This window comes from Leucobacter sp. BZR 635 (assembly GCF_048061935.2).
Classification (GTDB): Bacteria; Actinomycetota; Actinomycetes; order Actinomycetales; family Microbacteriaceae; genus Leucobacter.
The window spans coordinates 60,913-86,450 of sequence record NZ_JBLUNZ020000042.1 but is presented as its reverse complement, the minus strand read 5'-3'; the positions used below and the strand labels follow the sequence as shown (position 1 = coordinate 86,450).

The following is a 25,538-nucleotide window of genomic DNA, read 5'->3' as shown; positions in this document are numbered from 1 at the left end:
CCTGTGGCCCGCTAAGCTCGGTGGCGGAGGAACCACCATGGCATCTGCACCCGGAGAACACCCACAGCTCGCTCGCCTGCTCTTTGCTGAGCTCGCTGAGGATCTCGATGGAGCGCTCGCGCAGTCGCAGCGCCAGGGCGGTGGGGGTGCTCCCGCCGACGAGCTTGAACACCTGCTCGCCGCGGCCGCGCGGTCAGCCCGTGAGGGCGACTTCGGGCGAGCAGCCTTTGCTGGCGTCGAGGGGCAGGAAGCGGATCGCTTCGAGCGTGCCTTCGCCCTCGCCCGGACAGTTGCGGGTTGGGCGGGGCTCACCGTGCCCGAACCCGAGGCGTTTTGGGAGCAGGGAATCGACCACGCGACACTCGCGCGGGCGCTCATGGCCGACCCGACGCTCGTGCCGGTTCCTGCGCCGTACGGGCTCGGGGCGGCACGCTGGACGATCCTCTTCCGTGCGGCCGCCCGGCAGCCCGCGAGCCCGCTTTCGCTCGCGGCCCCGCTCGTGCTCGCGCCCGAGGTCGTCGCGGAGTTTGGTGTGCTTGACGCGGTGCCGCGCGGTGCTGCGAGCGCGCACGAGGGCGGACAGGAATGGACGCTCAGGCTCATCCCAGCCGGCTCCAAGCCACCGCTCGTGGGCCTCAGCCACGCGCACGGGCCGCACCCGAGCCTGCCGGAGCTGCTCATGCTGCAGCTCATGCAGATCGCGGCGGGGGAGCCGCCCGTCGACAGCAGCAGCTTCACCTGGGTGCACGGCGCGGTCGGCAGCGGTAGGTTCGCCGCGCGCGAGCTGTTCGACTCGACTGACCGCAGCGTGCGCGTGAACACGCGCGAGACGGGCAATCAGGGACCGCACCTGGGCGCGCGCCCGCCGATCGGCTGAACGCGCGCTTCAAACCTGCCCCCGACCACCTCCGCTGCCCCGATTTTTCCATTCCGACCCTTGTACGGGCCGTGCAACAGTCGGACTCGATGAATCGGGGTGGTCGAGATGCGGGCGGGGCGCTACTCCCAGACGCTCGGGGTATCCGCGCGGGTCGACGGCAGCTTCGTCGTCGCGCCCCACTCGAGGTACGCCTCGGGCACGTGCAGGGTGGCCGGGTCGACCCCGCTCTTCTCGATGATCTCGTCCATCTTCACGACGCCGCCCGAGCGGCGCAGGATCCTGGCCCGCACCACCGCGCGTGCGTAGATCTCGGGCTCGCCAGCGATGCCCGAACTCGCGGGCGCAGGCCGTACGAATCGCTGCTCCATGTACACAGCCTGGTCGTCGATGCCGAGAATGCGCGACTCCATCGTGAACTTCATCCAGGGATTCAGCGACTTCCGGTACGAGATCGTCTGGTTCACGACCACCGGGTACCAGCCCTCGGCCTTGAACATGTCGAGCACCCCGTTGCGCTGCATGAGGTCGTACCGGCCGACATCCATGAGCGACAGGTACTTGCCGTTGTTCATGTGCCGCAAAATGTCGAGGTCTGTCGGCCACACACGAAACTGCGAGCGGGAGACGTCAGTGAAACCGAGTTTTGGTCCGCGCGGGCCGACAAAGAGTTGATGCCAGAGCGTACGAGGGAGCATATGCATGACTGCGAGCCTATGACGCCACGGGCGGCGTGCCATATTGTTTGTCGAATCGCTGCAACGAGCGGTGCTCGCCGCGCTGAGTTCTTCGTGCGAGAGCGTGGGGAGCTGGGTGTAGGATGGATCGGCGCGCACGGCGCATGAACTTTTCACTCAGGCTTTGGAGATCACCGCATGGCAACCTCGAACGATATCAAGAATGGCACCGTCATCAAGGAGGCAGGCCAGCTCTGGAGCGTCCTCGAGTTCCAGCACGTCAAGCCAGGCAAGGGCGGCGCATTCGTCCGCACCAAGCAGAAGAACATCGTCTCCGGCAAGATCATCGATAAGACCTACAACGCTGGCACGAAGATCGAGACCGCAACGGTCGACCGTCGTGACTTCCAGTACCTGTACCAGGACGGCGTGGACTTCGTGTTCATGGACATGACCGACTACGACCAGATCACCGTCACCCCGAACGTTGTCGGCGACGCACACAAGTACATGCTCGAAAACCAGCAGGTGCAGATCGGCCTCCACGAAGGCGAGCCCCTCTACCTCGAGCTGCCCGCTTCGGTCACGCTCGAGATCACCTACACCGAGCCGGGCCTGCAGGGCGACCGCTCGACCGGTGGCACCAAGCCCGCAACCGTCGAGACCGGGGCCGAGATCCAGGTTCCGCTGTTCCTCGACGCTGGCACCCGCGTAAAGGTTGACACCCGCACGGGTGACTACCTCGGCCGCGTAAACGACTAGGCGTGTCCGCTCGTACGAAGGCGCGTAAGCGCGCCCTTGACATGCTGTTCCAGGCCGACGTCCTCGACGTTCCGGTCATGGAGATCGTCGCAGCCGAGGCGAAGCGCGCGGCCGGCGAGCCCGACCGCGTCGCCTCCTGGCTGTACGCCCGCGAAATCGTTGATGGGGTGACCGATCACCGCGAGGAGATCGACGACCTCATCGCGAGCTACGCGCAGGGCTGGACGATCGACCGGATGCCGAACGTGGATCGCGCGATCCTCCGCATCGCCTCCTGGGAGATGCTGCACAACCCCGAGGTTCCGGCCCCGGTCGCGATCAACGAGGCCGTCGGGCTCGCGAAAGAGTACTCGACGGACGACTCGAGCCGCTTCGTGAACGGCGTGCTCGGCAAGATCGCGGAGCACGCGAAAGCCTAGGCAGCCACCGCGGCACAGCCCGCGGCCGCTCGCGCGCACCGCCCCCGTGTCGGGCGCGCGAGCGAGCCTGGCGGTGCGCTAGACTCTAGCCGTAACAGCTTTTCTTTAACAGCGTCCCGTGAGGCGCGGAAGGGGGGCGGTGAATGACCACGCGAATGGTTCTTGACGGAGCCGAGATTTCGCGGGCCTTGACCCGAATCTCGCATGAAATTATTGAGGCGAATAAGGGCGTTCGCGATCTCCTGCTCGTCGGTATCCCGACCCGCGGTTCGATGCTCGCGCGCCGCATCGCCGAGAACATCTCCCGCATTGAGGGCGTCGAGGTTCCCGTCGGCAGTCTCGACGTGACGATGTACCGCGACGACCTCGCACAGCACCCGACGCGCACACCGCATCCCACCGAGATGCCCTTCGGCGTCGACGGCAAGACTGTCGTGCTCGTCGACGATGTGCTCTACTCGGGCCGCACCGTGCGCGCCGCGCTCGACGCGCTCGGCGACCACGGCCGCCCGAAGGCTGTGCGCCTCGCCGCGCTCATCGACCGCGGGCACCGGGAGCTCCCGATTCGGGCCGACTACATCGGCAAGAACCTCCCGAGCTCCCGCGAGGAGCGCATCTCCGTGAAGCTCACGGAGCACGACGGGGAGGACTCGGTGACAATCTCGTGAGGCACCTGCTCGACACACGCACACTGAGCCGAGACGACGCGATCCTCATCCTCGACACCGCCGAGGACATGGCGGCCACGCAGCAGCGCGAGATGAAGAAGCTCCCGACGCTGCGCGGCAAGTCCGTCGTCAACCTCTTCTTTGAAGACTCGACGCGCACCCGCATCTCGTTCGAGGCGGCCGCCAAGCGGCTCTCGGCCGACGTCATCAACTTCAGCGCGAAGGGCAGCTCGGTCTCCAAGGGCGAGTCGCTCAAGGACACCGCGCAGACGCTGCAGGCGATCGGTGCAGACGGCGTGATCATCCGCCACCCGGCGAGCGGGGCGGCCTCGCGGCTCGCCTCGAGCGGCTGGATCGACGCGGGCGTGCTCAACGCGGGCGACGGCATGCACGAGCACCCGACGCAGGCGCTGCTTGACGCGTTCACGATGCGCCGCCGGCTGCACGGTGACGCGAGCCGGGGGGCCGGCCTCGACGGCGTCTCGGTCGTCATTGTCGGCGACATCGCGCACTCGCGCGTGGCCCGCTCGAACCTCTGGCTGCTCAACGCGCTCGGCGCGAAGGTCAGCCTGGTCGCCCCCGAGACGCTCTTGCCGTTCGGCGTGCGCGACTGGCCGGTCTCGATCTACCACTCGCTCGACGACGCCCTGCGCGCCGAGCACCCCGACGTCGTGATGATGCTGCGCATCCAGACCGAGCGCATGCACGCCGCGTTTTTCCCGAACGAGCGCGAGTATGCGCGCAACTGGGGCTTCGACGACCGCAGGCTTGCAACGTTGAGCGAGCGCGCGATCGTGATGCACCCGGGCCCCATGAACCGCGGGCTCGAAATCTCATCGGGCGCCGCCGATTCGCCGCGCTCGACCGTGCTTGAGCAGGTCGCGAACGGTGTGTCCGTGCGCATGGCCTGCCTGTACTTGCTGCTGTCTGGCGAACGAACTGAAGGCTGAAGGAGAAGTCATGTCTGAAGGTATTCTCATCCGCGGTGCCCGGCTTGCCGCAGATCTCACCGAGCGCGGGGCCGATGTCGCGACCGCAGCTCCGGTGGATCTGCGCGTTGCAGGCGGCCGGATCGTCGAGCGCGCCGCAGCTGGTGAGCTCGCACCGCAGGCGGGGGAGCGCGTGATCGAAGCCGACGGCCTCGTCGCGCTCACCGGCTTCGTCGACCTCCACACGCACCTGCGCGAGCCCGGCTTCGAACAGTCGGAGACGGTGCTCACCGGCACCCGCGCGGCCGCGGCAGGCGGTTTCACGACAGTCTTCGCGATGGCGAACACGCTGCCGGTGCAGGACACTGCGGGCGTCGTTGAGCAGGTCAAGGCACTGGGAGACGCCGCCGGGTACGCGACCGTGCGCCCGATCGGCGCGGTCACGGAGGATCTCGAGGGGCTGCGGCTCAGTGAGATCGGCGCGATGGCGCAGTCGCGCGCCGAGGTGCGCGTGTTCTCCGACGACGGCAAGTGCGTCCACGACCCGCTGCTCATGCGCCGCGCGCTCGAGTACGTGAAGACCTTTGATGGCGTGATCGCGCAGCACGCGCAGGATCCCCGCCTCACCGAGGGCTCACAGATGAATGAGGGGGCGCTCTCGAGCGAGCTCGGCCTGAAGGGCTGGCCCGCGGTTGCTGAGGAATCGATCATCGCCCGCGATGTGCTGCTCGCCGAGCACGTCGGCGCGCGTCTGCACATCTGCCACCTGTCGACGGCCGGCTCGGTCGAGGTGATCCGCTGGGCGAAGGCCCGCGGCATCCAGGTCACCGCCGAGGTCACCCCGCACCACCTCATCCTCACCGAGGAGCTCGCGCGCAGCTACGACGCCCGCTACAAGGTGAACCCACCGCTGCGTCGCGACGAAGACGTGCGCGCGCTCCGGCAGGCTGTCGCTGACGGGCTCATCGACATCATCGCAACCGACCACGCCCCGCACCCGGTCGAGGCGAAGGAGTGCGAGTGGGACTCGGCCGCGTTCGGCATGGTCGGCCTCGAATCGGCCTTCCCGATCGCGCTCACCTCGCTCATTGCGCCGGGCCACGCGAGCTGGGCTGAGCTCGAGACGCTGCTCTCGCAGAAGCCAGCCGAGATCGGCCGGCTTCCGGTCGGTGCCGAGGGGCAGCACCCGAGCGCGCTCGACGCCGGCCAGCCCGCCGACATCGTGCTCGTCGACCCTTCGGGCACGAGCGTCTTCGACCTCGACCGGCTGCACGGGCAGAGCCAGAACTCGCCCTTCCTCGGCATGGAGCTGCCCGGCCGCGTCACCCACACGATCCGGCGCGGGTACCTTACGCTTGAGGGCGGCGAACTTGTTGCTGCGGAGCGTGTCGCCGCCGCGGCCCACCAGAACGGAGCACACGCATGACTCGCACCATGTTTCTCGTCATCTGGATCATCATTGCCGGAGGCCTCTTGACCTTCATGGCGGTCGCGTGGCGTGCGCGCAAGCGACGAGACGCCGCGCTCGCGCTGCCCGAGCTCGGCCTCGCGGGCGATGTCGCGGCGGAGTTCGCGCACGTGAGCTACGTGTCGACGACGCCGAAGGGCGCGCCGCTTGAGCGCGTCGCGATCCCCGGCCTCACCTTCAAGGGCTGGGCCGATGTCACGGTGCGCCGCGACGGCGTCGAGATCGCGGTACAGGGCGAGCGCCCGGTCGAGATCGCGACCGCGCAGCTGCGCGGCACCGACGCAGCCGCTGGCCGCATCGGCAAGATCGTCGAGCGCGATGGCCTCTCGCTGCTGCAGTGGCAGAGCCAGGCAGCGGGCGAACGTGAGCTCGAATCCAGCTTCCGCTTTTCCTCGCCCACCGAGCAGCGACGATTCGCCGCCGCAGTGAGCGAGATTTCTCAGAATACTTCCCAGACCAACCACTCGAGCCAGGAGGACGCGTGACCGCGACGACCAACGAAGTGACGGTGCCGCCGGCATCAGCACGCCCAGAGGGAGCCGCCGTGCTCGTACTTGAAGACGGCACCCGCTACGTCGGCCGAGCATACGGCGCGACCGGGCGTACGCTCGGCGAACTCGTCTTCTCGACGGGCATGACTGGCTACCAGGAGACCCTCACGGACCCCTCCTACGCCGGCCAGATCGTCGTCATGACGACGCCGCACATCGGCAACACGGGCGTGAACGACGCCGACATGGAGTCCGACCGCATCTGGGTCGACGGCTTTGTCGTGCGCGATCCTGCGCGCCGCATCTCGAACTTCCGCGCCGAGCGCTCGCTCGATGAGGATCTCGTGAGCCACGACGTCGTCGGCATCTCCGGCATCGACACCCGCGCGGTCACCCGCCGCATCCGCGACGCTGGCGCGATGCGCGGCGGCGTCTTCTCGGGAGCCGAGCTTGAGCTCTCGGACGATGAGCAGCTCACCATCGTGCGCGAGCAGGAGAGCATGGCGGGCAAGAACCTCTCGGCCGTCGTGACGACGCCTGAGCGCTACGACGTCGCGGTTGCTGACGGCGTTGAGCGTGTCGGATCCATCGCGGTGCTCGACCTCGGCGTGAAGCGCTCGACGGTGCAGTACCTGGCCGAGCACGGCTTCGACGTGACGGTGCTGCCCGCGGGCACCACGCTCGACGAGATCCGCGCCCTCGCGCCGGATTCGCTCTTCTACTCGAACGGCCCCGGCGACCCCGCGGCCTCCGACGCCCAGGTCGAGATGTTGGCGGCGCTGCTGCGCGACGGGATGCCGTTCTTCGGGATATGCTTCGGCAACCAGCTGCTCGGCCGCGCGCTCGGCTTCGACACCTACAAGCTGCCCTTCGGCCACCGCGGCATCAACCAGCCCGTGCTCGACAAGCGCACCGGCCGGGTCGAGATCACCGCACAGAACCACGGCTTCGCCGTCGAGGTTCCCATCGAGGGCGAGATCGATTCGCCCGCCGGGTTCGGCCGCGTGCAGGTGAGCCACTACAGCCTGAACGACAACGTCGTGGAGGGCCTCGAGTGCCTCGACATCCCCGCGTTCTCGGTGCAGTTCCACCCTGAGGCCGCTGCCGGCCCGCACGACACCATCTACCTGTTTGACCGCTTCCGCTCGCTGGTGCAGAACCGCGCAGAAGCCGCTGACTCGACCACCCAGGGAGCCTAAGAAGAATGCCCAAACGTACAGACATTAACTCTGTCCTCGTTATCGGCTCCGGCCCGATCGTCATCGGTCAGGCCTGCGAGTTCGACTACTCCGGAACCCAGGCGTGCCGCGTGCTCCGCGAGGAGGGCGTGCGCGTCATCCTCGTGAACTCGAACCCCGCGACGATCATGACCGACCCCGACTTCGCCGACGCGACCTACGTCGAGCCGATCACCGCTGAGGTCATCGAATCGATCATCGCCAAGGAGAAGCCCGACGCGATCCTCGCGACGCTCGGCGGCCAGACCGCGCTCAACGCGGCGATGGAGCTCGACGAGCTCGGCATCCTCGAGAAGTACAACGTCGAGCTCATCGGCGCGAACATCGAGGCGATCAACCGCGGCGAGGATCGCCAGATCTTCAAGGAGCTCGTGCTCGAGTCGGGCGCGGACGTCGCCCGCTCGCACATCGCGCACACTGTCGAGGAAGCGAAGGAGTACGCGAAGGATCTCGGCTACCCCCTCGTCGTGCGCCCCTCCTTCACGATGGGCGGCCTCGGCTCGGGCTTCGCCTACACCGAGGAAGAGCTCGTGCGCATCGTCACCGACGGCCTGCACTACAGCCCGACGACCGAGGTGCTCCTCGAGGAGTCGATCCTCGGCTGGAAGGAATACGAGCTCGAGCTCATGCGCGACACCTCGGATAACACCGTGGTCGTCTGCTCGATCGAGAACGTTGACGCCGTCGGCGTGCACACGGGCGACTCCATCACGGTCGCGCCCGCGCTCACCCTCACCGACCGCGAGTACCAGAACCTCCGCGACATCGGCATCGACATCATCCGTCGTGTCGGCGTGAACACGGGCGGCTGCAACATTCAGTACGCGATCGACCCGAAGACGGGCCGCGTCATCGTCATCGAGATGAACCCGCGCGTCTCGCGCTCCTCGGCACTCGCGTCGAAGGCCACGGGCTTCCCGATCGCGAAGATCGCCGCGAAGCTCGCGCTCGGCTACCGCCTCGACGAGATCACCAACGACATCACCGAGGTGACGCCGGCGAGCTTCGAGCCGTCGATCGACTACGTCGTGGTGAAGACCCCGCGCTTCGCGTTCGAGAAGTTCCCGGCCGCCGACGACACCCTCACGACGACCATGAAGTCGGTCGGCGAGTCGATGGCGATCGGCCGCAACTTCACGACCGCGCTGCAGAAGTCGCTGCGCTCGCTCGAGAAGCGCGGCACGTCGTTCCACTGGGATCCGGTTGCTCCGGAGGCCGTGGAGGCGCGCGTCGCCGAGCTGCTCGGCACGATCGGTCGCCCGACCGACGGCCGCATCGTCGACGTGCAGCAGGCGCTGCGCCTCGGCGCCACGATCGAGCAGGTCTTCGCTGAGACCGCAATCGATCCGTGGTTCCTCGACCAGATCGTGCTCATCAACGAGATCGCCGAGCGCGTCGCGGCCGCACCGCAGCTCACGCTCGAGGTGCTCCGCGAGGCGAAGGATCACGGCTTCGCCGACGTGCAGCTCGCCGGCATCCGCGGCGTCTCCGAGTCGGAGATCCGGGGCCTGCGCCACGGGCTCGGTCTCCGCCCGGTTTTCAAGACCGTCGACACCTGCGCGGGCGAGTTCCCGGCGCTCACGCCGTACCACTACTCGTCGTACGACCTTGAGACCGAGGTCACGCCCAGCGATCGCAAGAAGGTCGTCATCCTCGGCTCCGGCCCGAACCGCATCGGCCAGGGCGTCGAGTTCGACTACTCGTGCGTGCACGCCTCGTTCGCGCTGTCTGACGCGGGCTACGAGACGATCATGATCAACTGCAACCCCGAGACGGTGTCGACCGACTACGACACGAGCGACCGGCTCTACTTCGAGCCGCTCACGCTCGAGGACGTGCTCGAGGTCATCCACGCTGAGCAGGCCTCCGGCCAGCTCCTCGGCGTCGTCGTGCAGCTCGGCGGGCAGACCGCCCTCGGACTCGCGCAGCCGCTGAAGGACGCCGGGATCCCGATCCTCGGCACCACCCCCGAGGCAATCGACCTCGCCGAGGAGCGCGGCGCATTCTCCGCGATCCTCGACCGCGCGAACCTGCTTGCCCCGCGCAACGGCACCGCGATCGACAAGGAGGGCGCGATCCGCGTCGCCGAGGAGATCGGCTACCCCGTGCTCGTGCGCCCGTCGTTCGTGCTCGGCGGCCGCGGCATGGAGATCGTCTACGACACCGACTCGCTGCACGGCTACTTCGAGCGCATCGAGGGCCACGCCCTCGTTGGCCCCGGCCACCCGCTGCTCGTCGACCGCTTCCTCGACGACGCGATCGAGATCGACGTCGACGCGCTCTACGACGGCGAGCAGCTGTACATCGGCGGCGTGATGGAGCACATCGAGGAGGCGGGCGTCCACTCGGGTGACTCGAGCTGCACCCTGCCGCCCGTGACGCTCGGCCACGACGAGATCGCAAAGGTCCGCGAGGCAACGCTCGGCATCGCCGAGGGCGTCGGCGTGCGCGGACTCCTCAACGTGCAGTTCGCGATCGGCCAGGGCGTGCTCTACGTGCTCGAGGCCAACCCGCGGGCCTCGCGTACCGTCCCGTTCGTGTCGAAGGCGCTCGGCATCCCGCTCGCCAAGGCCGCCTCGCGGCTCATGGCCGGCGAGACGATCCAGCAGCTCATCGACGAGGGCTTCCTGCCCGAGCGCGACGGTTCGCGCGCGCCGATCGACGCGCCGATCGCGGTGAAGGAGGCGGTGCTGCCGTTCAAGCGCTTCCGCACCCACGAGGGGCTCGTCGTCGACTCGCTGCTCGGGCCTGAGATGCGTTCGACCGGTGAGGTCATGGGCATGGACAAGGACTTCCCGACAGCGTTCGCGAAGAGCCAGGCCGCGGCGGGCAGCTCGCTGCCGACCTCGGGAACCGTGTTCCTCTCGGTTGCGGATCGAGACAAGCGCTCCGTGGTGCTGCCCGCACTCCGGCTCAAGGAGCTCGGTTACACCCTGCTCGCGACGCAGGGCACGCAGGTCGTGCTCGCGCGCAACGGCATCGAGTCGACGACGGTGCGCAAGCACTCGCTGCAGGCCGAGGGCGAGACGATCGTGGATCTCATCAACAACGGTGAGATCGACATGGTCGTGAACACGCCGTCGGGCAGCTCCGCCCGCGCGGACGGCTACGAGATCCGCGCTGCGGCCGTCGCGGCAGACAAACCGATCTTCACGACAGTCTCCGAGCTGTCGGCAGCCGTCGGCGCGCTGTCCGCACTGCAGAAGGGCTTCGACGTGAAGTCGCTGCAGGAGTACGAATCGGATCGCCAGGCAGCCCTCGCTGCTGCCGCGGTCTGAGGAGCGCGGTGACCGGCAGTATGACAGTGTCATCGTTTGGTGCCAGGCTCGCGGCGGAGTTCGCCGCGGGCCGGCACCTCTGCGTCGGCGTCGACCCGCACGCGGGGCTCCTCGCCGAGTGGGGGCTTGAGGACTCCGCCGCGGGCGCCGAGCGGATGGGCCGCGACGTCGTCGCTGCCGCAGCCGGCGTCGCGGCCTCGCTCAAGCCGCAGATCTCGTTCTTCGAGCGCTTCGGATCCGCCGGCTTCGCCGCCCTTGAGCGCGTGCTCGCAGACGCGCGTGCGGCCGGGCTCATCGTTGTTGGCGACGTGAAGCGTGGGGACATCGGATCCACGTTTGCCGCCTACGCCGAGGCCTGGCTCGCGCCCGGCTCACCGCTCGAGGTCGACGCGATGACCGTGGCACCCTACATGGGCTTCGAGACGCTCTCCGGGGCGTTCCCGTTCGTGCGCGAGCACGGCAAGGGACTCTTCGTGCTCGCCGCGACCTCGAACCCCGAGGCGCGCGAGGTGCAGACCGCGGTGCGCGGCGACGGCCAGACGCTCGCCGCGTCGATGGTCGCGAGCGCGAACGCGTGGAATGCGCGTGAGCACGCGGGGGAGACCGTGGGCTCCGTGGGCGTCGTGCTCGGTGCGACGCTCAAGCTCGCAGACTTCGGCATTGATACCGCGGTGCGCGCAGAACCCGCGCTGCCCGTGCTCGCCCCGGGCTTCGGACATCAGGGCGCTCGCATCGAAGACGCGGCCGAAATCTTCGGCGGAATCGGGCATGCAGTGCTTGCCAACGAATCGCGCAGTATCCTTGAGGGTGGAGGCCTTGGCCTCGCCGATCGCGTTCGCGAGCAGGCAAGGCTCATCACTGAGGCGCTCTATGACTGAGGAGCCGTACGGGAGATCATGACGAAGCAGCAGGCAGCAATGCCACAGGTAGACCGGGTCGCAGCGAATCGCGCTGCGGTTGCGGCGCGCCAGGCGCGCGCCGAGCTCAAGCGCAAGCTCCGGGGCGGTGAAATGTCGCCGCTCAAGGTGCTCGAGTACTCGAAGGTGCCCGGGCACGCCGCAGCCACGTTGCGCATCACCGACTACCTGCTCTCGTTCCCGTCGATCGGGCAGGTGAAGGCCGACCGCATCCGCGAAGAGTTGCAGATTTCCGAGCGCAAGCGCCTGGGCGGCCTCGGTGCGCTGCAGCGCGACCGCCTCGAAGCATTCGTGCGCGAGCGCTCGGGCGCGCTGCCGCGCGGCGAACGACCGCCGCTCACCGTGCTCGCGGGCCCGACCGCAGTCGGCAAGGGCACCGTCGCCACATTCGTGCGCGACAACCACCCCGACGTTCGACTCTCCGTGTCTGCGACCACGCGCGCGCCGCGCCCCGGCGAGATCGACGGCGTGCACTACTTCTTCGTCTCCGACGAGGACTTTGACCGCATGCTCGCCGCCGACGAACTGCTCGAGTGGGCGACAGTCCACAACAAGCACCGCTACGGCACCCCGCGCGGCCCCGTCGTTGACGCGAGCGCGCGCGGCGAGGTTGTCCTGCTCGAGATCGACCTCCAAGGTGCCAGGCAGGTGCGGCAGAGCATGCCCGACGCCCGACTCGTGTTCCTCGCGCCGCCGAGCTGGGACGAGCTTGTCCGCCGGCTCGTGGGGCGCGGCACCGAAAGCGAAGAAGAACGCACACGCAGGCTCGAGACCGCGAAGGTGGAGCTTGCGGCGGCCGACGAGTTCGACGAGATCATCGTGAATGATGAGGTCGAGACGGCTGCAGCCCGACTCGTCGACCTCATGCGTGGCGGCGAGTAGCCACCCACTTTGTGCGCGCCGCCGCGGATCACTCGCCGAGTGATCCGCGGCCGCAACACATAGTCTGCCGCGCTGAGCCGCTGTCGGCGCATAGTTCGCCACGCTGAGCCGCTGTCGGCGCATAGCGCCGTCGATCGGCCCGCGATTCTGCCGGCAGAGACCGTCGATCCTGCGCGGCGGGCGCGCGGCACTGGCCGCATTCGGGTAGCGTTGCAGGGTGATTGATTTATTCGGGGCCGGTGGCTTCTTGCAAGAGGTCGTCGAGAGCAGCCAGCTCGACCCGCGCCAGTTCTGGGGCATCCCCCTGGCGCTCGTCGGGGCAGCGCTGCTCGCCTTCGGTGCCCAGTATCAATCCCGCGGCCTGAACAAGGTCGAACGCATCGTCGGCGCGAGCGCGCACGCGGGCCTCTCCCTGCGGCACATGCTCAGCCTGCTGCGCCGCCCGTCCTGGGTGGTCGGCACGGTGCTGCTTGGCCTCGCGGTCGTGTTTCAGCTCGGCTCGCTCGCGCTCTCTCCGATCACGATCGTGCAGCCTATCGGCGTGGTTGGGCTCATCATCACCTCCGTGCTGAACTCCCGGATCTCAGGCGTCCGCCTCGGCAAACGCGTCACCGCGTCAATTGCACTCGCGGTCGTGAGCATCGCGGTGTTCGTCTTCGTCGCTGCCATGAACGTGCAAGACCGGGTCGTCACCGACGTGAAGCTGATCGCGATCCTCATCACGTTCGGTGTAGTGCTGATCCTCGCCCTCGTTCTCTTTGTGCTCTACCGCCACCGCGGCATCGCGCTCATCTATATCGTCGGCGCCGGGGTGCTGTACGGCTTCGTCGCGACCTTCGCGAAGGTCGTCATCTCGCGGCTGCAGCAGGGCGACTTCGAGTGGCTCACCTGGCTGTGCGTCGCGGCCCTCGCCGCCGGAGCGCTGCTCGGCATGCTGTTCGTGCAGAATGCGTACTCGTCGGGGCCGCCCGACCTCGTCGTCGCTGGGCTCACGGTCATCGACCCGATGGTTGCCGTGTTCATCGGCATCATCATCCTCGGCGAGGCCGCGCACGCGCCAATGTGGGTGTCCGTCGTGTTCGTGATCACCGGCATCACAGCGATGATTGGCGTGATCGGCATTTCGCGGTTCCACCCGCAGTCCGGGAAATCGGTGATCGCGCACACGGGCAAGATCCCCGTGGCGACGCCCGTCGACCCGGACACCAACCCCGCGGCCTGAGCGCGCGGCGCTCGCGCCGGGTCTGTCTGGGTGTGCCTCACTTCTGACCGGCAGCCCGCTCGGAGCGGCCGGAAATGTCCCTGAGCTGAGGCGGCCGTGCGCTCAGTGCGTCCCGGGACCGTCCCCCGCATCCTCTCCGACCCGATTAATTCAGTCCGACCCTTGCGAGGGCCGAAAAGGGGTCGGAATGGATTAATCGGGGGGTTGGGGGCTGACGTGGGGGAGCGCGATTGCAGAGCGGCGGCGTCTCAGGCTGCGGCGCGCGAGACGAGCGTACTGAACGCTCATGTCTGCGGTCTCAACGGCGGGGAACAGCTGTGGCGGCCCAGGGGCGGAGTGGGATCCGGAGCCGAGCTGTGCAAGAGGGCGGACTGGCGACGCCGTTGTCAGCAGCCCTGCCCTCGACCATATCGGCTGTGGTGCGGCAGTGCGTCGAACGTGATGCTTCTGTGATCCCCATCCACCGCGCGCCCCGCCCGTTGGCCGCCCGCCGCCCCAGGCCTCACGATGGCTGGGCGCCGCAGCGACCAAGAGAGCAGCGCAAAAAGCTCTAGGCCGCCGGTTCGCAGCGTGTTAGCCTAACCAGCAATCAGATACCTGGGGAATCCAATGCGCGCACCATCAGCGAAGATAGCCGGATCCGGAGCGCTTGCGGTTCTGCTGCTCGCCGGCGGACTCACCGCCGGAGTACCGGGCGCGACCCCCGCGTCGGCGGTCCCGGTCGCCACTTACGAGGTCACTGTCTCGGGCGATGACGGGCCGGGGAGCTTTGGGGCGGCCATCGAGGCAGCGAACGCCTCGCCCGGGCATGACACGATTCACATTGCCGACGGCTTGAGCACGACGATCACCGCGCTCTTCGAGGTCACCGAGACGGTGACGATTGTGGGCGGTGAGGGATCCAAGATCATCAGCGCCCCCGACTACCGCGGAACGACGCTCGCGGCCACTAACGGCGCGACAATCAACCTCGACGGCGTGACCTTCACGGGCAGACACGCCTACGGCGGCTTCATCCGGATCGCGGCCACGGACGAGCCCACCACCATCTCCAACGTGACGATCTCCGACATGGAGATTTACCCCGACGGCGGCAGCTTCCTACACTTCGATGACGCGCGCGGTAGCATCACCGTCGCGGATAGCCGTTTCGAGAAGCTTGAAACTTCGAGCCCGCGGGAGACGAGCGTGATTCAGGTGGACCGGCTCGCCGCACCGCTCGCCGTCTCCGACAGCGTGTTCTCCTTCGTGTCGCCCGCAGCGGTGAGCATCGGCAGCGCCGAGCTCCCCACCGACGCGGGAGTCGTCATTGAGCGGAGCACGTTCGAGTTCGCCGGCGCTGGCTCCCAGAGCACGGCGGCGGCGGGAGTGCTCCGCCTCGTTGGCGGGGCCGCGCAGCCGGCGGGCCGCGCCGTACCGGCGGTGCAGCTCAGCGACACGACCATCGCGAACAGCGCGACCGTGACGGGCGGGGCCGTGAGCGTTTCGGGGCTGCACGGCGACGTCGCGATCACCGATGTCGCGATCGTGGACAGCGCATCCTCCGTGGAGAACGCTCCCGTGGAGGTGCGCGAGCACCAGGGTGAGTTCGACCTCAACCGTGTGACGATCGAGACGGGGAAGGGCACACATGGCCCCGCGCACTCGCTGCGCTTCTCAGGGATCGCCACCGCCGCTGAAGCGACTGCCCGGATGCGCGTCGTCAACAGCACGTTTGTCACGAGTTACCCCGACGGCAAATCGCACCTCTCGCTCGGTGACTCCTCGTCGGCGTCGCTCGATCACGTCACGCTCGTCGGCGGCGGAGTCCTCTACACCGGCACCGCCGGCGGGCAAGAGCTTGCCCTCACGAACTCGATCATCAGCGGGGCAGCAGCCGGGGCCGTTGTGGCCGAGGGCACGGGCGCAGTGTCCGGTAGCCACAACACGGTGACCGCTCTCGGCGCGCTGCCGGCGGCTGGGAACGACGTCGTCGCTGACGAAGAGATGCGGCTGTCCGCGCTCGCCGATCACGGGGGGAAGACGCGCACCGTGCTCCCCGAGCGGGGCTCGCCCGCGATCGACGCGGCGCTCGACGGCGGTGAGCTTCCGGCGTTGGATCAGCGCGGCTTCGCCCGAGTCTACGGCGCGGAGCCCGACCGCGGTGCCGTTGAGGTTCGCGGCGGGACGGTGACGCTCGGTGAGAACGTCACCGTGCAGGCGGGGGAGAAGGCCGTCATCCCGGTCACCTACACGCCCGGGGAGGACGATCTCGGGGCGACCGTGAGGATCGATATGACCGCCGGCACCGCGACTCCCGGCCAGGACATGCACCCCGTGCCGCTCTATACCGTGCTCACCTTCGAACCGGGCGGCCCGTCCACCCAAACCTTCGAGGTGCCGACGTACATTTTCAACACGAGCTTTGACCCGCTGACCTTCTTCGCGACGATCACCGAGGTATCTCCCGGAGCAGCTGTTGCTGAACCTGGGGAGCTGACAGTGTTCATCGTCACGGCGCTGCCGGCGGCCCCGACGATTACTGACCCGAAGGCGGTCTCGATCACCGCGGGAAAGACCGCTGAGTTCTCGGTGACCACGACGGGTAGCCCGGCACCGGAGGTCACCTGGGAGGTCTCGAACGACGGCGGAAAAACCTGGGAGAGCACTGCCGCGGCATGGCGCGTCGTCACCGTCGGGAACGAGTCGACGCTGACCGTGCCTGGCGAACTCGCGCTCACCGGTTATGTGTTCCGCGCGACCGCGACCGACCCCGCTGGCCGCTCCGCGGTCAGCGGGGGTGCAGTCCTCACCGTCACTGCCGCGGAGACGCCAGACCCAGATCCGACTCTTCCCGATCCGGGTGACGGAGACGGAGACGCTGGCGAGGGATTGAAGGATCCCGCCGCGCCGACCTCCGGCATCGCGCAGACCGGCGGTGCGCCGCTCGCGGCCGCGGGGATCGCGCTGCTGCTCGCGGCGTTCGGAGCGGGCCTGCTCGGGAAAACAGCGTTCAGGCGAGCCCGCGGCGGCGGCGCGAGCTGAGCCGCAGCGGTGGCCCGTGCTGAGCCGCAGCGGCAGCGCGAGCTGTGCCTCGTGACAGAGCGAGCTGTGCCTCGTGACAGCGCGAGCAGGCCCTCAGGGCAGCGCGAGCTGACACGACGGCGGGACGAGAATCGCGGCTGGAGTGGCAACCGATCCGATAGACTAAATCGGTTGCCAGGGGCGTTAGCTCAGTTGGTTAGAGCAACGGACTCATAATCCGTCGGTCGCGGGTTCAAGCCCCGCACGCCCTACTTTCCCTGCGCGTTGCCCCGCCATTCGGGCCCGAGAACGGGCTGCGCCCGCCTGGTCGCGGCCGCGCCAGCTCTCTCGGGTTACGCCCGCTTGCTCGCCCAGAACCGCTCGAGGCCTGCCTGGATGATTCCCTGATCCCACGACATCGCGGCGACCTCGTTCTCGCGCGCGACAGCCGCCTCGAACTCGGCGAGCGTGGGGCGCAGCAGCCGCAGGTGCAGCGCGGTTGCGCCGCCGACGGGGTTCCAACGGTGCGCGAGATCCACCGATGCGGTGAGCAGCTCGTCGGGCGAGACAATTGAATCGAGCAGGCCGATTGCTGCGGCCTCCTCGGCGTGCACCCGGGGGGATTCGAGCACGAGGCGTCGTGCGTGCTTGCCGACGACTCGTGGCAGAAACATGCTTGAGCCGTTGGAGATGGTGATGCCGATGCGGTTCTCGGGCAGCATGAAGGCGCTGTGCTCGGTTCCGACGCGAGCGTCGCACGACATCGTGACCTCTGACGCGCCTCCCACCGCCAGCCCGTTCACGGCGGCAACGACCGGCACCTCGCTCTCGAGGATCGCGCGGGTGATGTCGTGGAAGGTCTCGAGCGCGCCGAGCAGCTGTTCGAGGCTCTCCGCGCCGGTCTCCTTGAGATCCTCGCCGGCGGAGAACGCCGCGCCGGTTCCGGTCAGCACGATACCGCGCGCCTGCCCGGGTGCCCCGTATGCGCGGATGTGTCGCGCAATGTCGACCCGCATCGTCTGCGTGAGCGCGTTGAGTTTCTCCACGCGGTCGATCTTGATGATCGCGACATCGCGTTCGGTGTAAACCTGAATTGTCTCCGACATCGGGGTCTCCTTATGCATTCTGGTGTTGCCATCGTCCGCCGCCAAGTCGCGGCACTGCTCGAAGCAGCTGTTGGGCGTAGTCTGTTTCGGGGTGCTCGAATAGCTGGTGCACGTCGGCGTGCTCGACGATCTTTCCGTGCTGCATGACGTAGACATGCTCGCTCACGTAGCGGATCACAGAGAGGTCGTGTGAGATGTACAGCATCGCGAAGCCGAGCTCCTGCTGCAGCTCGCGCAGGAGGTTCAGCACCGCCGCCTGTACCGAGACGTCAAGCGACGCAGTGACCTCGTCGAGCAGCAGGTATTTCGGATCGGTTGCGAGCGATCGGGCGATCGAGACGCGTTGCAGCTGGCCGCCCGAGAGCTCGTGCGGGTAGCGGTTGAGGTGCACGGCTTCGAGCCGCACCATCTCGAGGAGCTCACGGGCGCGCTCGCCGAGCGCTTTGCCTCCGGCCCCGGCGGGGGCGCGCGAGCTGTCCCCTGTGGGGCGCGCCGACGCGCCTCCGTCTGGCCCGCGGTAGAGCGCGGCGGCCTCCCGGAGGGTCTCACCGATCGTCATCTTCGGGTTCATCGACGTGCGCGGGTCTTGGAACACAAGCTGCACGCCGTATTTTGCGGGCTGCGTGAGGCGCCGCTTCGGCGAAGCTATCTCCTCGCCGTCGAGCGTGATGCGCCCGGTCGCGAGCCGGTTGATGCCCACGCCTGCCTTCGCGACCGAGGATTTCCCAGAGCCCGACTCGCCGACGAGACCCACGGTCGAGCCGCGCTCGATGCGCAGGTGCACGTCGCTCACGGTGAGGGGGGATCGCGCGGATCCGAAGCGGATTCCGAGCTGTTCAAATTCCAGTGCCATGTGCGTTCACCTCGTTCGTGTGTTGCAGATCATCAATGGTGGCAAGCGGCCGGTCGCGGTCAGTTGCGAGGTCGGGAACGGCGCGCACGAGCATCTGCGTATAGGGGTGGCCCTTGCCTGCGAGTAGCTCGTCGGTGCTGAGCACATCGACGAGGTCACCGCGGAACATGACGAGCACGCGGTCGCAGATCTCCGACAGCAGCGCGATGTTGTGCGAGACCATGAGGATCGCGGTACCGTGCTCGCGGTTCACATTGCTGAGGATCGTCATCACCTGCGCCTGCACGGTCACGTCGAGCGCGGTCGTGGGCTCGTCGGCGATGATGAGCTCCGGCTGCTGCATGAGCGCCATCGCGATCATCACCCGCTGGCGCATGCCGCCAGAGAGCGAGTGAGGGTGCTGTCGGAGCACGCGCTCGGGGCGGGGGATGTGCACGTCGGTGAGCGCCTGGAGGGCCCGGTCTCGCGCCTCGCTGCGGCTGAGCCTGCCGTGCGCGAGGGAGCCCTCGATGAGCTGCGCGCCGATTCGCATCGCGGGGTTGAGCGAGCTCATCGGGTCTTGGAAGACCATGCTGAGCTTTGTGCCGAGGTGGAATCTGCGTTCGTGCTCGCTGAGCGTGCTGAGCTCGCGCCCGGCGAGCTCGAGCTTCTGGCTCTGCGCCTCGACGCCGCGGGGGAGCAGCTGGGCGATCGCAAGCGAGGTGAGCGTCTTACCGCTGCCCGATTCGCCGACGACGCCGACGACCTCGCCTGGAGCGACGTGAAAGGACACGTCGCGCACGAGTGCGGTGCCAGCGGCCGAAATGGAGAGCCCCTCGACGCTGAGAACTGGGTCGGTCATGTCGTCACCTTCTGCTCGGGTGCTGTGCTGTCAGCCTGCGCGCGTCGCGCCTGCTGCGTCGTGCGCAGCAGCGGGTTTGTCGCCTTTGCGAGTGCGTCGCCGAACATGGAGAGCGCGAGGCCGGTGACCCCGATGAGGATCGCGGGCGCGAGCGCCGCCCAGGGGTTGAGGTAGAAGTTGCGGACGCCGTCGGTGAGCATCTGGCCCCAGTCAAACTGCGGCTCCTGCACGCCGAGGCCGAGGAAGCTCAGCGAGGAGAGCGCGATGATGCCCTCGCCGACAGCGGAGAAGCTCGTCACGATGATGCTGTCGGAGACGTTTCTGAAGATGTAACGGGAGAGGATTGAGCGCCGCTTCACCCCGAGTACCCGCGCCGCGGCGACGTAGTCGCGCGCAACCGTGGACGACACGAGGGCGAAGGTGAAGCGGGCGAAGATCGGGGTGAAGGCGATCCCGATCGCGATGACCGCGCCCTGGGCCCCGACACCGAGGATGGTGACGACGACGACGCCGAGCAGGATGTCGCCGAAGCTGAGCATCGTGTCGATGATTGTGGCACCGATCGTCCGGACGCGGCGGCCCGAGGCGGCGAGCAATGCCCCCAGAAGGGACCCGAGCACGACGGCGATCGCGACCGCGCTGATCCCGAGGGTGAGCGAGAGGCGTGCGGCGGCGAGGGTGCGGGTGAGGATGTCCCGGCCGAGACCGTCGGTGCCGAGGAGATGCTCTGCGGAGGGCCCCTCGCTTGCGCGGAGCATGTCTACCGTCGTCGCCGACGGCCCGAAGCCCGTGGGCCCGAGCACCGCGAGCGCGGCGAGGCCGAGGATGAGCAGGGTCGCGATGATCCCGCTCGGTGAGCGCAACAGGTTCTTCACGCTATGCCTCCTTTGCTTGCGGGTCGAAGACGCCGATGAGTACGTCGATGAGCATGTTCACGATCACGACGCTCGTGCCGAGAACCAGGGTGATGCCCTGCACCACGGGGTAGTCGCCGCTGATGACGGACTGGATGAGTTCGGTGCCCAGCCCCGGGCGGGCGAACACGATCTCGACGACGACGGCGCCGCCGATGAGGCTCGCGAAGAGGGTGCCGCCGAGCGCGAGCCCCGCCGGCGCGGCGTTCGGCAAGACGTGTCTGACATAGACGCGCGAGGGTCGTGTGCGCTTTGACCAGGCGGTGCGCACATACGACTGCTCGAGTACCTCGAGCGTGCGTACGCGGATGACTCTCGCCACCATCATGGTCGGTCGAAGCGACACCGCGATCGCGGGGAGGATCAGTGCTGTGAATCCCGCAGCCCCCGCAACGGGGAACACCTTCCAGGTCACCGCGAACAGAAAGACGAGGAATGTCGCCGTGAGGTAGTGGGGCATCGCGGCAAGCGCGCCGGTGATACTCGAGAACGCAACGTCGAAGCCCGGGCGCTGCCGCGCCGAGACGATGCCAGAGACCAGCCCGATCAGCACGCCGAAGATCGCGATGAGGATCACGGCGGCCAGTGTGAGCGACAGCGTCGGCGCGAGCTTCTGCACAATGATGTCTGCGACGGGCTGCCGCGTCTTAAACGACATCCCGAAGTCGCCCTGGAAGATCCCGCCGACGTAGGAGGTGAACTGCTCGAGCAGTGGCCGGTCGAGCCCGAACTCCTTCCGTACGATGTCGACTGCGCTCTGGTCCGCCTGCGCCCCGGCGATGGTCCGGGCCGGGTCGCCCGGAATGAGGTGCACCATTGAGAACGTCAGTACGACGACGCAAAAGAGCACGATCACGAGGCGGGCACCCCTGCCCGCTATGTCTTTCCAGTGTTGCATGTGTCCCGCCTCGTGAGTGAATTCAGCCTGTGTTGCTCTGTAGCTGTGCTGCTGTGCTGCTGTGCCGCGCCGGCTACTTCGCCGCGACGATCGTGCGCGTGTCGACCTTGTAGAAGTCGGCGCTGAACTGCACACCCTCTGAGAACCAGAGCGCGTTCGACCAGGTCATCGGCTTCACGTCGACGTTGCTGAGGAGTGCGGCCTCAGCCTCGCCCCAGAGCGCGCAACGCTCGTCTCCCATGGTGGCCGCGGCCTCTGCGACGAGGCGGTTGTACTCGGCGTTCTGCACGTTGCCGACGTTGAGGGTCTCGCCGAGCTCGCCGCTGATCTGGTTCACGAGCGCGCTGGGAAGCGGGGTGGGCACCGGGTACGGGAAGACCATGAGGTCCCACTCGCCCGAGCCGAAGAGCACACCGAGGCCCTGCTCGAGGGTGCCCTTGTTCGCCTCGACCTCGACGCCGATGGTGCGCAGCGCGTCGGCGATGTACTCGGGGCCCGAGTTCTGGGTGTCGATACCGAGGAGCCGGAGCTTCAGCGGCTTGCCGCCCTCGCCGTAGCCTGCGTCCTTGAGGGTCTGCTTTGCGGCCTCGACGTCGAATCCAGTGGTGAGCTTGCCGTTCGCCTCCGTGTAGCAGGCCATGTTCGGCGTGTACATGGTGTCGGCGGGGGTGCCGAGGTCGAACGTTGCTGCCTTCGTGTAGCTCGCGTTGTCGACCGCGAGTGAGATCGCGCGCCGCACCTCGACGTCGTTCACTGCGAGGCCTTCGGTCTGGTTGAAGAGCAGCGCGTCAGACATGAACGCGTGGCCGTCGGTCTCGTCGAACGAGCCTTTGAGTCGTTCGGCATCGCGTCCGAGTACGGAACTGATGTTCACCGCGCTTGTCTCGAGCAGGTTGGCGCGGGTGGTGTCGTCGGTAACGACACGGAGGTCGAGTGTGGCGGGCAGCTTGGACTGCTCGAAGACGGGGGTATCGCGGCTCACGAGCTCGTAGCTTTCGCCGCGGCTCATCTTGTTCACGGTGTAGGTCCCGGTCTCGGCGGGGGCCGAGCTCAACGCCTCGAGGTCGTCGAAAGCGGTCGGGCACACGACGTAGGCCTGGGCGAGCCCCTCAAGGAGGTAGGTGTACGACTCGTTGAGTTCGATGTCGATGGTATTCGCCTCGGTGTCGGCGGTGATTGCCTTGAGACCGCCGGGGCCGAAGACTCGGCTCGCGTAGAGTGCGCCGGTCTCGGGCGCTGCGAGGTGCTCGAGCGACTGCGCGATGCCTGCCGCGTCAAGCGTGGTGCCGTCGCCGCAGGTGAGGCCGTCGCGCAGCTGGAAGAGGCCGCCGTTCTCGCGCATCTCCCACTCCTCAGCGAGCGAGCCGGTGACAGCAACGTTTGCGTCTGCGGCGTCGACGCGCACGAGCGTGTCGTAGACGGCGTCGAAGACCTGCTTTGCGCCGGCCTCGCCCGCGCTCTTAAACGGGTCGAAGGTGTCGACGTCGTTCCGCATGACGACGCTGAGCTGCGAGAGCGCGCCGCCTTCGCCGCCGGTGTCAGGGCTTGTCGAGCAGGCCGCCAGCGGGAGCGTGAGTGCCGTGAGTGCGGCTCCTGCGAGTAGTGCCTTGGTGAGTTTCTTGGGTCGTTGCATCGTTGCACACCTCTCTGTGGGTGACCGTTAGGGGGTTGGTGTTGCTGGTCCGGTGCTCGTGCTGAACACCGGGAGTCCGGCTGCGGCGGCCTCGGCCACGAGCAGGGGTTTTGAAATACGGAGCGAGGGCGTCAGCGGGAACTCGTCAACGAACGAGTACTGCGACGGCGTCTTGAACTTCGCGAGGTGGGCGCGGGCGTGTTCGTCGAGCTGGACTGCGGTCTCGCGCGACGCGGGAATACCCGGGGCAAGCTTGACGAAGAGCTTTACCTCTTCGCCCCACAGCTCGTCGGGCTCCCCGACGGCGGCGCAGCTCACGACGAGCGGGTTGCCGCTCATCACGGCCTCTACCTCGGCGCTGGAGATGTTCTCGCCACCGCGGCGGATCATCTCCTTGAGGCGGCCCACAAGGAAGAGTCGGCCGCGGTCGTCCCGCCGCACGAGATCGCCGGTGTGCGCCCAGCCGTCGACGATGGTCGCCGCGGTTGCCTCGGGGTTGTTCCAGTAGCCCACCATCATCGGTGTGCCAGAGACGACGAGTTCGCCGATCTCGTCTGCGGCGACCGAGCGGCCCTGGGCGTCGCGGACGTCGACCTGTTTACCTGGAACTGGCAGGCCGAGCGCTCCCGTGCCGACGGTGTCGGTGTCGCTGACGGGGGAGATAAGGTCCACCCCTGTCTCCGTCATGCCGAAGGCCTCGCGCCACGGTGCTCCCCAGCGGCGCTCAAGCTCCGCGTGGTGCGCCTGCGGGATGCCCGAGCACAGCACGAGCCGGACCTGGTTTTCGAGATCCAGTGGGTGCTCGGGCTGCTTCAAGAGCAGCATGGGCATGGTCCCGAGGATGTAGAACACCGTCGCGCCGTGCTCTCTGACCGAGGGCCAGAAGCCGGAGGCCGAGAACCGCTCGAGCACGACGAGTGGCACACCCGCGGTGAGCGCCATCGCGGTGTTCCACTGGGGATCCATGTATGAGAAGGGCTGCGCGGTGAGCACCACATCGGTCTCTTCGAGTGCGGCGAGCCCCGCGGCGAGCCAGCCGATGCGGAGCCAGTACTCGTTGGTGAGGATGCAGGCCTTCGGGAAACCCGTCGTGCCCGAGGTGTACTGGAAATTCGCAACCGTGTCAGACGCGACGCCGACCTGCGGCGAGGTCTGCGGCAGGCCGCTGGCCTCGGTGAACAGCTCGGCCGCCGTGATCACGCGGACCGGCTGCTGCTGCTCCGCGGCGACGGGCTCGACGAGGGCGAGGTGCGCCGACGAGGTCACGATGAGGCGGGCGCCTGAATCGTGAAGTACGTAGGCGAGGTCCGATGCCTGGTAGTGGGAGTTGATCGGGACAACGGTGATCCCAGCTTTGAGCGCTGCGAGCCAGGTCGCGGGCCAGCCGAGCTCGTTGCCGAGCATGATTGCCACGCGCGCACCCGGAAGAATGCCGGCGTTGAGCAGCCAGTGCGCGAGCTGGGAGGTGAGTGCATCCACCTCTGCAAACGTGAAGGAGTCGCTGCCGAAGCGGAGGAACTCACGACTGGGAATGCGAGCTGCTTGCTGCGCGAGCAGCGCAGGCAGCGAAGCCGCCACGGGGTCGTGCTCGAGCATTGCTGCGGTGATCACCGGGTTAGGCTGACTGGTCGACACTGGTCTGCTCCGTTCGCTGGAGTGTGGGCTCCCACTCGGACTTCGGCATCGCGGCGACGTCTGGCATGCGCACGTCTTCGGGGCGGATACCCGCTCCGGGCCCGGTGGCGGGTGCGGCGCCGAGCACCGCGAATGCGTGCAGCGTGAGCTCGCGCACGATGTCTTCGAGCGTGCTCGGGCCGTCGGGTCGGTACCAGGCGCTCACACCGGTGCACATGTTCAGCAGCGAGAGGCGGGTGATGCGCGGGTTCGCGGCGGCGAAGACGCCGCTGTCGATGCCCTCGGCGATCGCGGTGCTCCACAGCTGCTCGTAGTTGTCACGCATGGTCACCATCTCGGTGTGAGCGTCGGTTCCCGGGGTGAGTGAGCGGATCTCCCAGTCAGTGACGAAGCTCAGCATGCGGTTGCGGCCGTGGGCACCGACGAGAACGCCGACGAGCCCTGCGACCTTGTCGCCAGGAGTGTGAGCGCTGGCGAGGGCCTCCTCAGTGGAGTCCTGCAGCAGCTGCTGCCCCTGGCGCACGATCTCAACGAGGAGGGCTTCTTTGCTGTCGACGAAGTGGTAGACGCCCGCGTTGGTGACGCCGGCGAGCGCCGCGATGTCGCGGATGCTGGTGCCCGAGTAGCCCTTGCGGGCGAACAGGAACACCGCGGACGTCATGATCTTCGAAGCGGTATCTGGCGCGTTCGACAGGTCGAGCTCAAGGCCTGCGGGGATGTTGCTCATAGCGCTCCTCATTGAAAGCTGTGTTTTGGTTACCTACCGTTCGGTAAGTAGAACTTAGCACGAATTCTTGAGATCGCAACACAGAAGCCCCCTGGGCCGG

22 protein-coding genes and 1 tRNA gene are annotated in these 25,538 nt (G+C 67.6%); 14 read left to right on the top strand and 9 right to left on the bottom strand.

Features of this window, described 5'->3' with window-relative positions:
- Positions 1–37: 37 nt before the first annotated feature.
- Positions 38–877, top strand: a complete 840-nt coding sequence (locus ACI1US_RS08835) for a hypothetical protein (protein WP_461639790.1) — start codon at positions 38–40, stop codon at positions 875–877.
- A 122-nt stretch (positions 878–999) separates the two neighbouring features.
- Here the strand turns inward: ACI1US_RS08835 and ACI1US_RS08830 are convergent, their stop codons facing one another.
- Positions 1,000–1,581, bottom strand: a complete 582-nt coding sequence (locus ACI1US_RS08830; protein WP_416549612.1) for an acyl-CoA thioesterase — start codon at positions 1,579–1,581, stop codon at positions 1,000–1,002.
- A 171-nt stretch (positions 1,582–1,752) separates the two neighbouring features.
- On the opposite strand from ACI1US_RS08830, the gene efp reads away from it, so the two are divergent.
- From efp to ACI1US_RS08765, 13 genes are all read left to right on the top strand, one after another.
- Positions 1,753–2,316 carry an elongation factor P gene (gene efp / locus ACI1US_RS08825; RefSeq protein ID WP_416549611.1) on the top strand — a complete coding sequence of 188 codons (564 nt, stop codon included), beginning with the start codon at positions 1,753–1,755 and terminating at the stop codon, positions 2,314–2,316.
- Between the two features lie 2 nt (positions 2,317–2,318).
- On the top strand, positions 2,319–2,735 hold the full coding sequence (gene nusB / locus ACI1US_RS08820) for a transcription antitermination factor NusB (protein WP_416549610.1): 417 nt from the start codon (positions 2,319–2,321) through the stop codon (positions 2,733–2,735).
- A gap of 143 nt (positions 2,736–2,878) precedes the next feature.
- A complete protein-coding gene (gene pyrR / locus ACI1US_RS08815) occupies positions 2,879–3,403 on the top strand; it encodes a bifunctional pyr operon transcriptional regulator/uracil phosphoribosyltransferase PyrR (protein ID WP_416549609.1) in 525 nt (174 codons plus the stop codon).
- Positions 3,400–4,353 (top strand): aspartate carbamoyltransferase catalytic subunit, encoded by a 954-nt coding sequence (locus tag ACI1US_RS08810; protein ID WP_416549608.1) that lies wholly within the window; start codon positions 3,400–3,402, stop codon positions 4,351–4,353. Before pyrR ends, ACI1US_RS08810 begins: the two co-directional genes overlap by 4 nt.
- A gap of 10 nt (positions 4,354–4,363) precedes the next feature.
- On the top strand, positions 4,364–5,758 hold the full coding sequence (locus ACI1US_RS08805) for a dihydroorotase (RefSeq protein WP_416549607.1): 1,395 nt from the start codon (positions 4,364–4,366) through the stop codon (positions 5,756–5,758).
- Entirely contained in the window at positions 5,755–6,285 is a 531-nt protein-coding gene (locus ACI1US_RS08800) for a PH-like domain-containing protein (protein ID WP_416549606.1), read from the top strand. Before ACI1US_RS08805 ends, ACI1US_RS08800 begins: the two co-directional genes overlap by 4 nt.
- Positions 6,282–7,490: a glutamine-hydrolyzing carbamoyl-phosphate synthase small subunit gene (carA, locus tag ACI1US_RS08795; RefSeq protein ID WP_416549605.1), complete on the top strand. Its 1,209-nt coding sequence runs from the start codon at positions 6,282–6,284 to the stop codon at positions 7,488–7,490. Before ACI1US_RS08800 ends, carA begins: the two co-directional genes overlap by 4 nt.
- 5 nt (positions 7,491–7,495) lie before the next feature.
- Positions 7,496–10,807, top strand: a complete 3,312-nt coding sequence (gene carB, locus ACI1US_RS08790; RefSeq protein WP_416549604.1) for a carbamoyl-phosphate synthase large subunit — start codon at positions 7,496–7,498, stop codon at positions 10,805–10,807.
- A gap of 20 nt (positions 10,808–10,827) precedes the next feature.
- The gene (gene pyrF, locus ACI1US_RS08785) at positions 10,828–11,685 is read left to right on the top strand and encodes an orotidine-5'-phosphate decarboxylase (protein WP_416549613.1); all 858 of its coding nucleotides are present in this window, start codon (positions 10,828–10,830) and stop codon (positions 11,683–11,685) included.
- 18 nt (positions 11,686–11,703) lie between these two features.
- Complete coding sequence (gene gmk / locus ACI1US_RS08780) at positions 11,704–12,606, top strand: guanylate kinase (protein ID WP_416549603.1); 903 nt, start codon at positions 11,704–11,706, stop codon at positions 12,604–12,606.
- Between the two features lie 217 nt (positions 12,607–12,823).
- Positions 12,824–13,828, top strand: coding sequence for a DMT family protein (locus tag ACI1US_RS08775; protein ID WP_461639785.1), 1,005 nt, complete (start codon positions 12,824–12,826; stop codon positions 13,826–13,828).
- Positions 13,829–14,437: 609 nt separating this feature from the next.
- Positions 14,438–16,852, top strand: coding sequence for a choice-of-anchor Q domain-containing protein (locus ACI1US_RS08770; RefSeq protein WP_461639783.1), 2,415 nt, complete (start codon positions 14,438–14,440; stop codon positions 16,850–16,852).
- A 177-nt stretch (positions 16,853–17,029) separates the two neighbouring features.
- Positions 17,030–17,103 (top strand) — tRNA-Ile (locus tag ACI1US_RS08765).
- Positions 17,104–17,184: 81 nt separating this feature from the next.
- On the opposite strand, the gene ACI1US_RS08760 is transcribed toward ACI1US_RS08765, so the two are convergent.
- The 8 genes from ACI1US_RS08760 to ACI1US_RS08725 all read right to left on the bottom strand — a co-directional run bounded on the left by ACI1US_RS08760 (position 17,185) and on the right by ACI1US_RS08725 (position 25,438).
- Positions 17,185–17,937: an enoyl-CoA hydratase/isomerase family protein gene (locus tag ACI1US_RS08760; protein ID WP_461639781.1), complete on the bottom strand. Its 753-nt coding sequence runs from the start codon at positions 17,935–17,937 to the stop codon at positions 17,185–17,187.
- 10 nt (positions 17,938–17,947) lie between these two features.
- Positions 17,948–18,790 (bottom strand): ABC transporter ATP-binding protein, encoded by an 843-nt coding sequence (locus tag ACI1US_RS08755; RefSeq protein ID WP_461639779.1) that lies wholly within the window; start codon positions 18,788–18,790, stop codon positions 17,948–17,950.
- The gene (locus tag ACI1US_RS08750) at positions 18,774–19,631 is read right to left on the bottom strand and encodes an ABC transporter ATP-binding protein (RefSeq protein WP_461639777.1); all 858 of its coding nucleotides are present in this window, start codon (positions 19,629–19,631) and stop codon (positions 18,774–18,776) included. Before ACI1US_RS08750 ends, ACI1US_RS08755 begins: the two co-directional genes overlap by 17 nt.
- Positions 19,628–20,506 (bottom strand): ABC transporter permease, encoded by an 879-nt coding sequence (locus ACI1US_RS08745; protein ID WP_461639775.1) that lies wholly within the window; start codon positions 20,504–20,506, stop codon positions 19,628–19,630. Before ACI1US_RS08745 ends, ACI1US_RS08750 begins: the two co-directional genes overlap by 4 nt.
- A 1-nt stretch (position 20,507) precedes the next feature.
- Complete coding sequence (locus tag ACI1US_RS08740; RefSeq protein WP_461639774.1) at positions 20,508–21,443, bottom strand: ABC transporter permease; 936 nt, start codon at positions 21,441–21,443, stop codon at positions 20,508–20,510.
- Between the two features lie 73 nt (positions 21,444–21,516).
- Positions 21,517–23,076, bottom strand: coding sequence for an ABC transporter substrate-binding protein (locus tag ACI1US_RS08735; RefSeq protein ID WP_461639772.1), 1,560 nt, complete (start codon positions 23,074–23,076; stop codon positions 21,517–21,519).
- Between the two features lie 27 nt (positions 23,077–23,103).
- Positions 23,104–24,711, bottom strand: coding sequence for a class I adenylate-forming enzyme family protein (locus ACI1US_RS08730; protein ID WP_461639770.1), 1,608 nt, complete (start codon positions 24,709–24,711; stop codon positions 23,104–23,106).
- Positions 24,692–25,438 (bottom strand): TetR family transcriptional regulator, encoded by a 747-nt coding sequence (locus ACI1US_RS08725; protein WP_461639768.1) that lies wholly within the window; start codon positions 25,436–25,438, stop codon positions 24,692–24,694. The genes ACI1US_RS08730 and ACI1US_RS08725 overlap by 20 nt, the downstream gene beginning before the upstream one ends.
- Positions 25,439–25,538 lie beyond the last annotated feature (100 nt).

Coding starts and splice junctions, on each gene's coding strand:
- ACI1US_RS08835 (WP_461639790.1), top strand. CDS start 38: ATGGCATCTGCACCCGGAGAACACCCACAGCTCGCTCGCCTGCTCTTT.
- ACI1US_RS08830 (WP_416549612.1), bottom strand. CDS start 1,581: ATGCATATGCTCCCTCGTACGCTCTGGCATCAACTCTTTGTCGGCCCG.
- efp (WP_416549611.1), top strand. CDS start 1,753: ATGGCAACCTCGAACGATATCAAGAATGGCACCGTCATCAAGGAGGCA.
- pyrR (WP_416549609.1), top strand. CDS start 2,879: ATGACCACGCGAATGGTTCTTGACGGAGCCGAGATTTCGCGGGCCTTG.
- ACI1US_RS08805 (WP_416549607.1), top strand. CDS start 4,364: ATGTCTGAAGGTATTCTCATCCGCGGTGCCCGGCTTGCCGCAGATCTC.
- ACI1US_RS08800 (WP_416549606.1), top strand. CDS start 5,755: ATGACTCGCACCATGTTTCTCGTCATCTGGATCATCATTGCCGGAGGC.
- carB (WP_416549604.1), top strand. CDS start 7,496: ATGCCCAAACGTACAGACATTAACTCTGTCCTCGTTATCGGCTCCGGC.
- pyrF (WP_416549613.1), top strand. CDS start 10,828: ATGACAGTGTCATCGTTTGGTGCCAGGCTCGCGGCGGAGTTCGCCGCG.
- gmk (WP_416549603.1), top strand. CDS start 11,704: ATGACGAAGCAGCAGGCAGCAATGCCACAGGTAGACCGGGTCGCAGCG.
- ACI1US_RS08770 (WP_461639783.1), top strand. CDS start 14,438: ATGCGCGCACCATCAGCGAAGATAGCCGGATCCGGAGCGCTTGCGGTT.
- ACI1US_RS08760 (WP_461639781.1), bottom strand. CDS start 17,937: ATGTCGGAGACAATTCAGGTTTACACCGAACGCGATGTCGCGATCATC.
- ACI1US_RS08755 (WP_461639779.1), bottom strand. CDS start 18,790: ATGGCACTGGAATTTGAACAGCTCGGAATCCGCTTCGGATCCGCGCGA.
- ACI1US_RS08750 (WP_461639777.1), bottom strand. CDS start 19,631: ATGACCGACCCAGTTCTCAGCGTCGAGGGGCTCTCCATTTCGGCCGCT.
- ACI1US_RS08740 (WP_461639774.1), bottom strand. CDS start 21,443: ATGCAACACTGGAAAGACATAGCGGGCAGGGGTGCCCGCCTCGTGATC.
- ACI1US_RS08735 (WP_461639772.1), bottom strand. CDS start 23,076: ATGCAACGACCCAAGAAACTCACCAAGGCACTACTCGCAGGAGCCGCA.
- ACI1US_RS08725 (WP_461639768.1), bottom strand. CDS start 25,438: ATGAGCAACATCCCCGCAGGCCTTGAGCTCGACCTGTCGAACGCGCCA.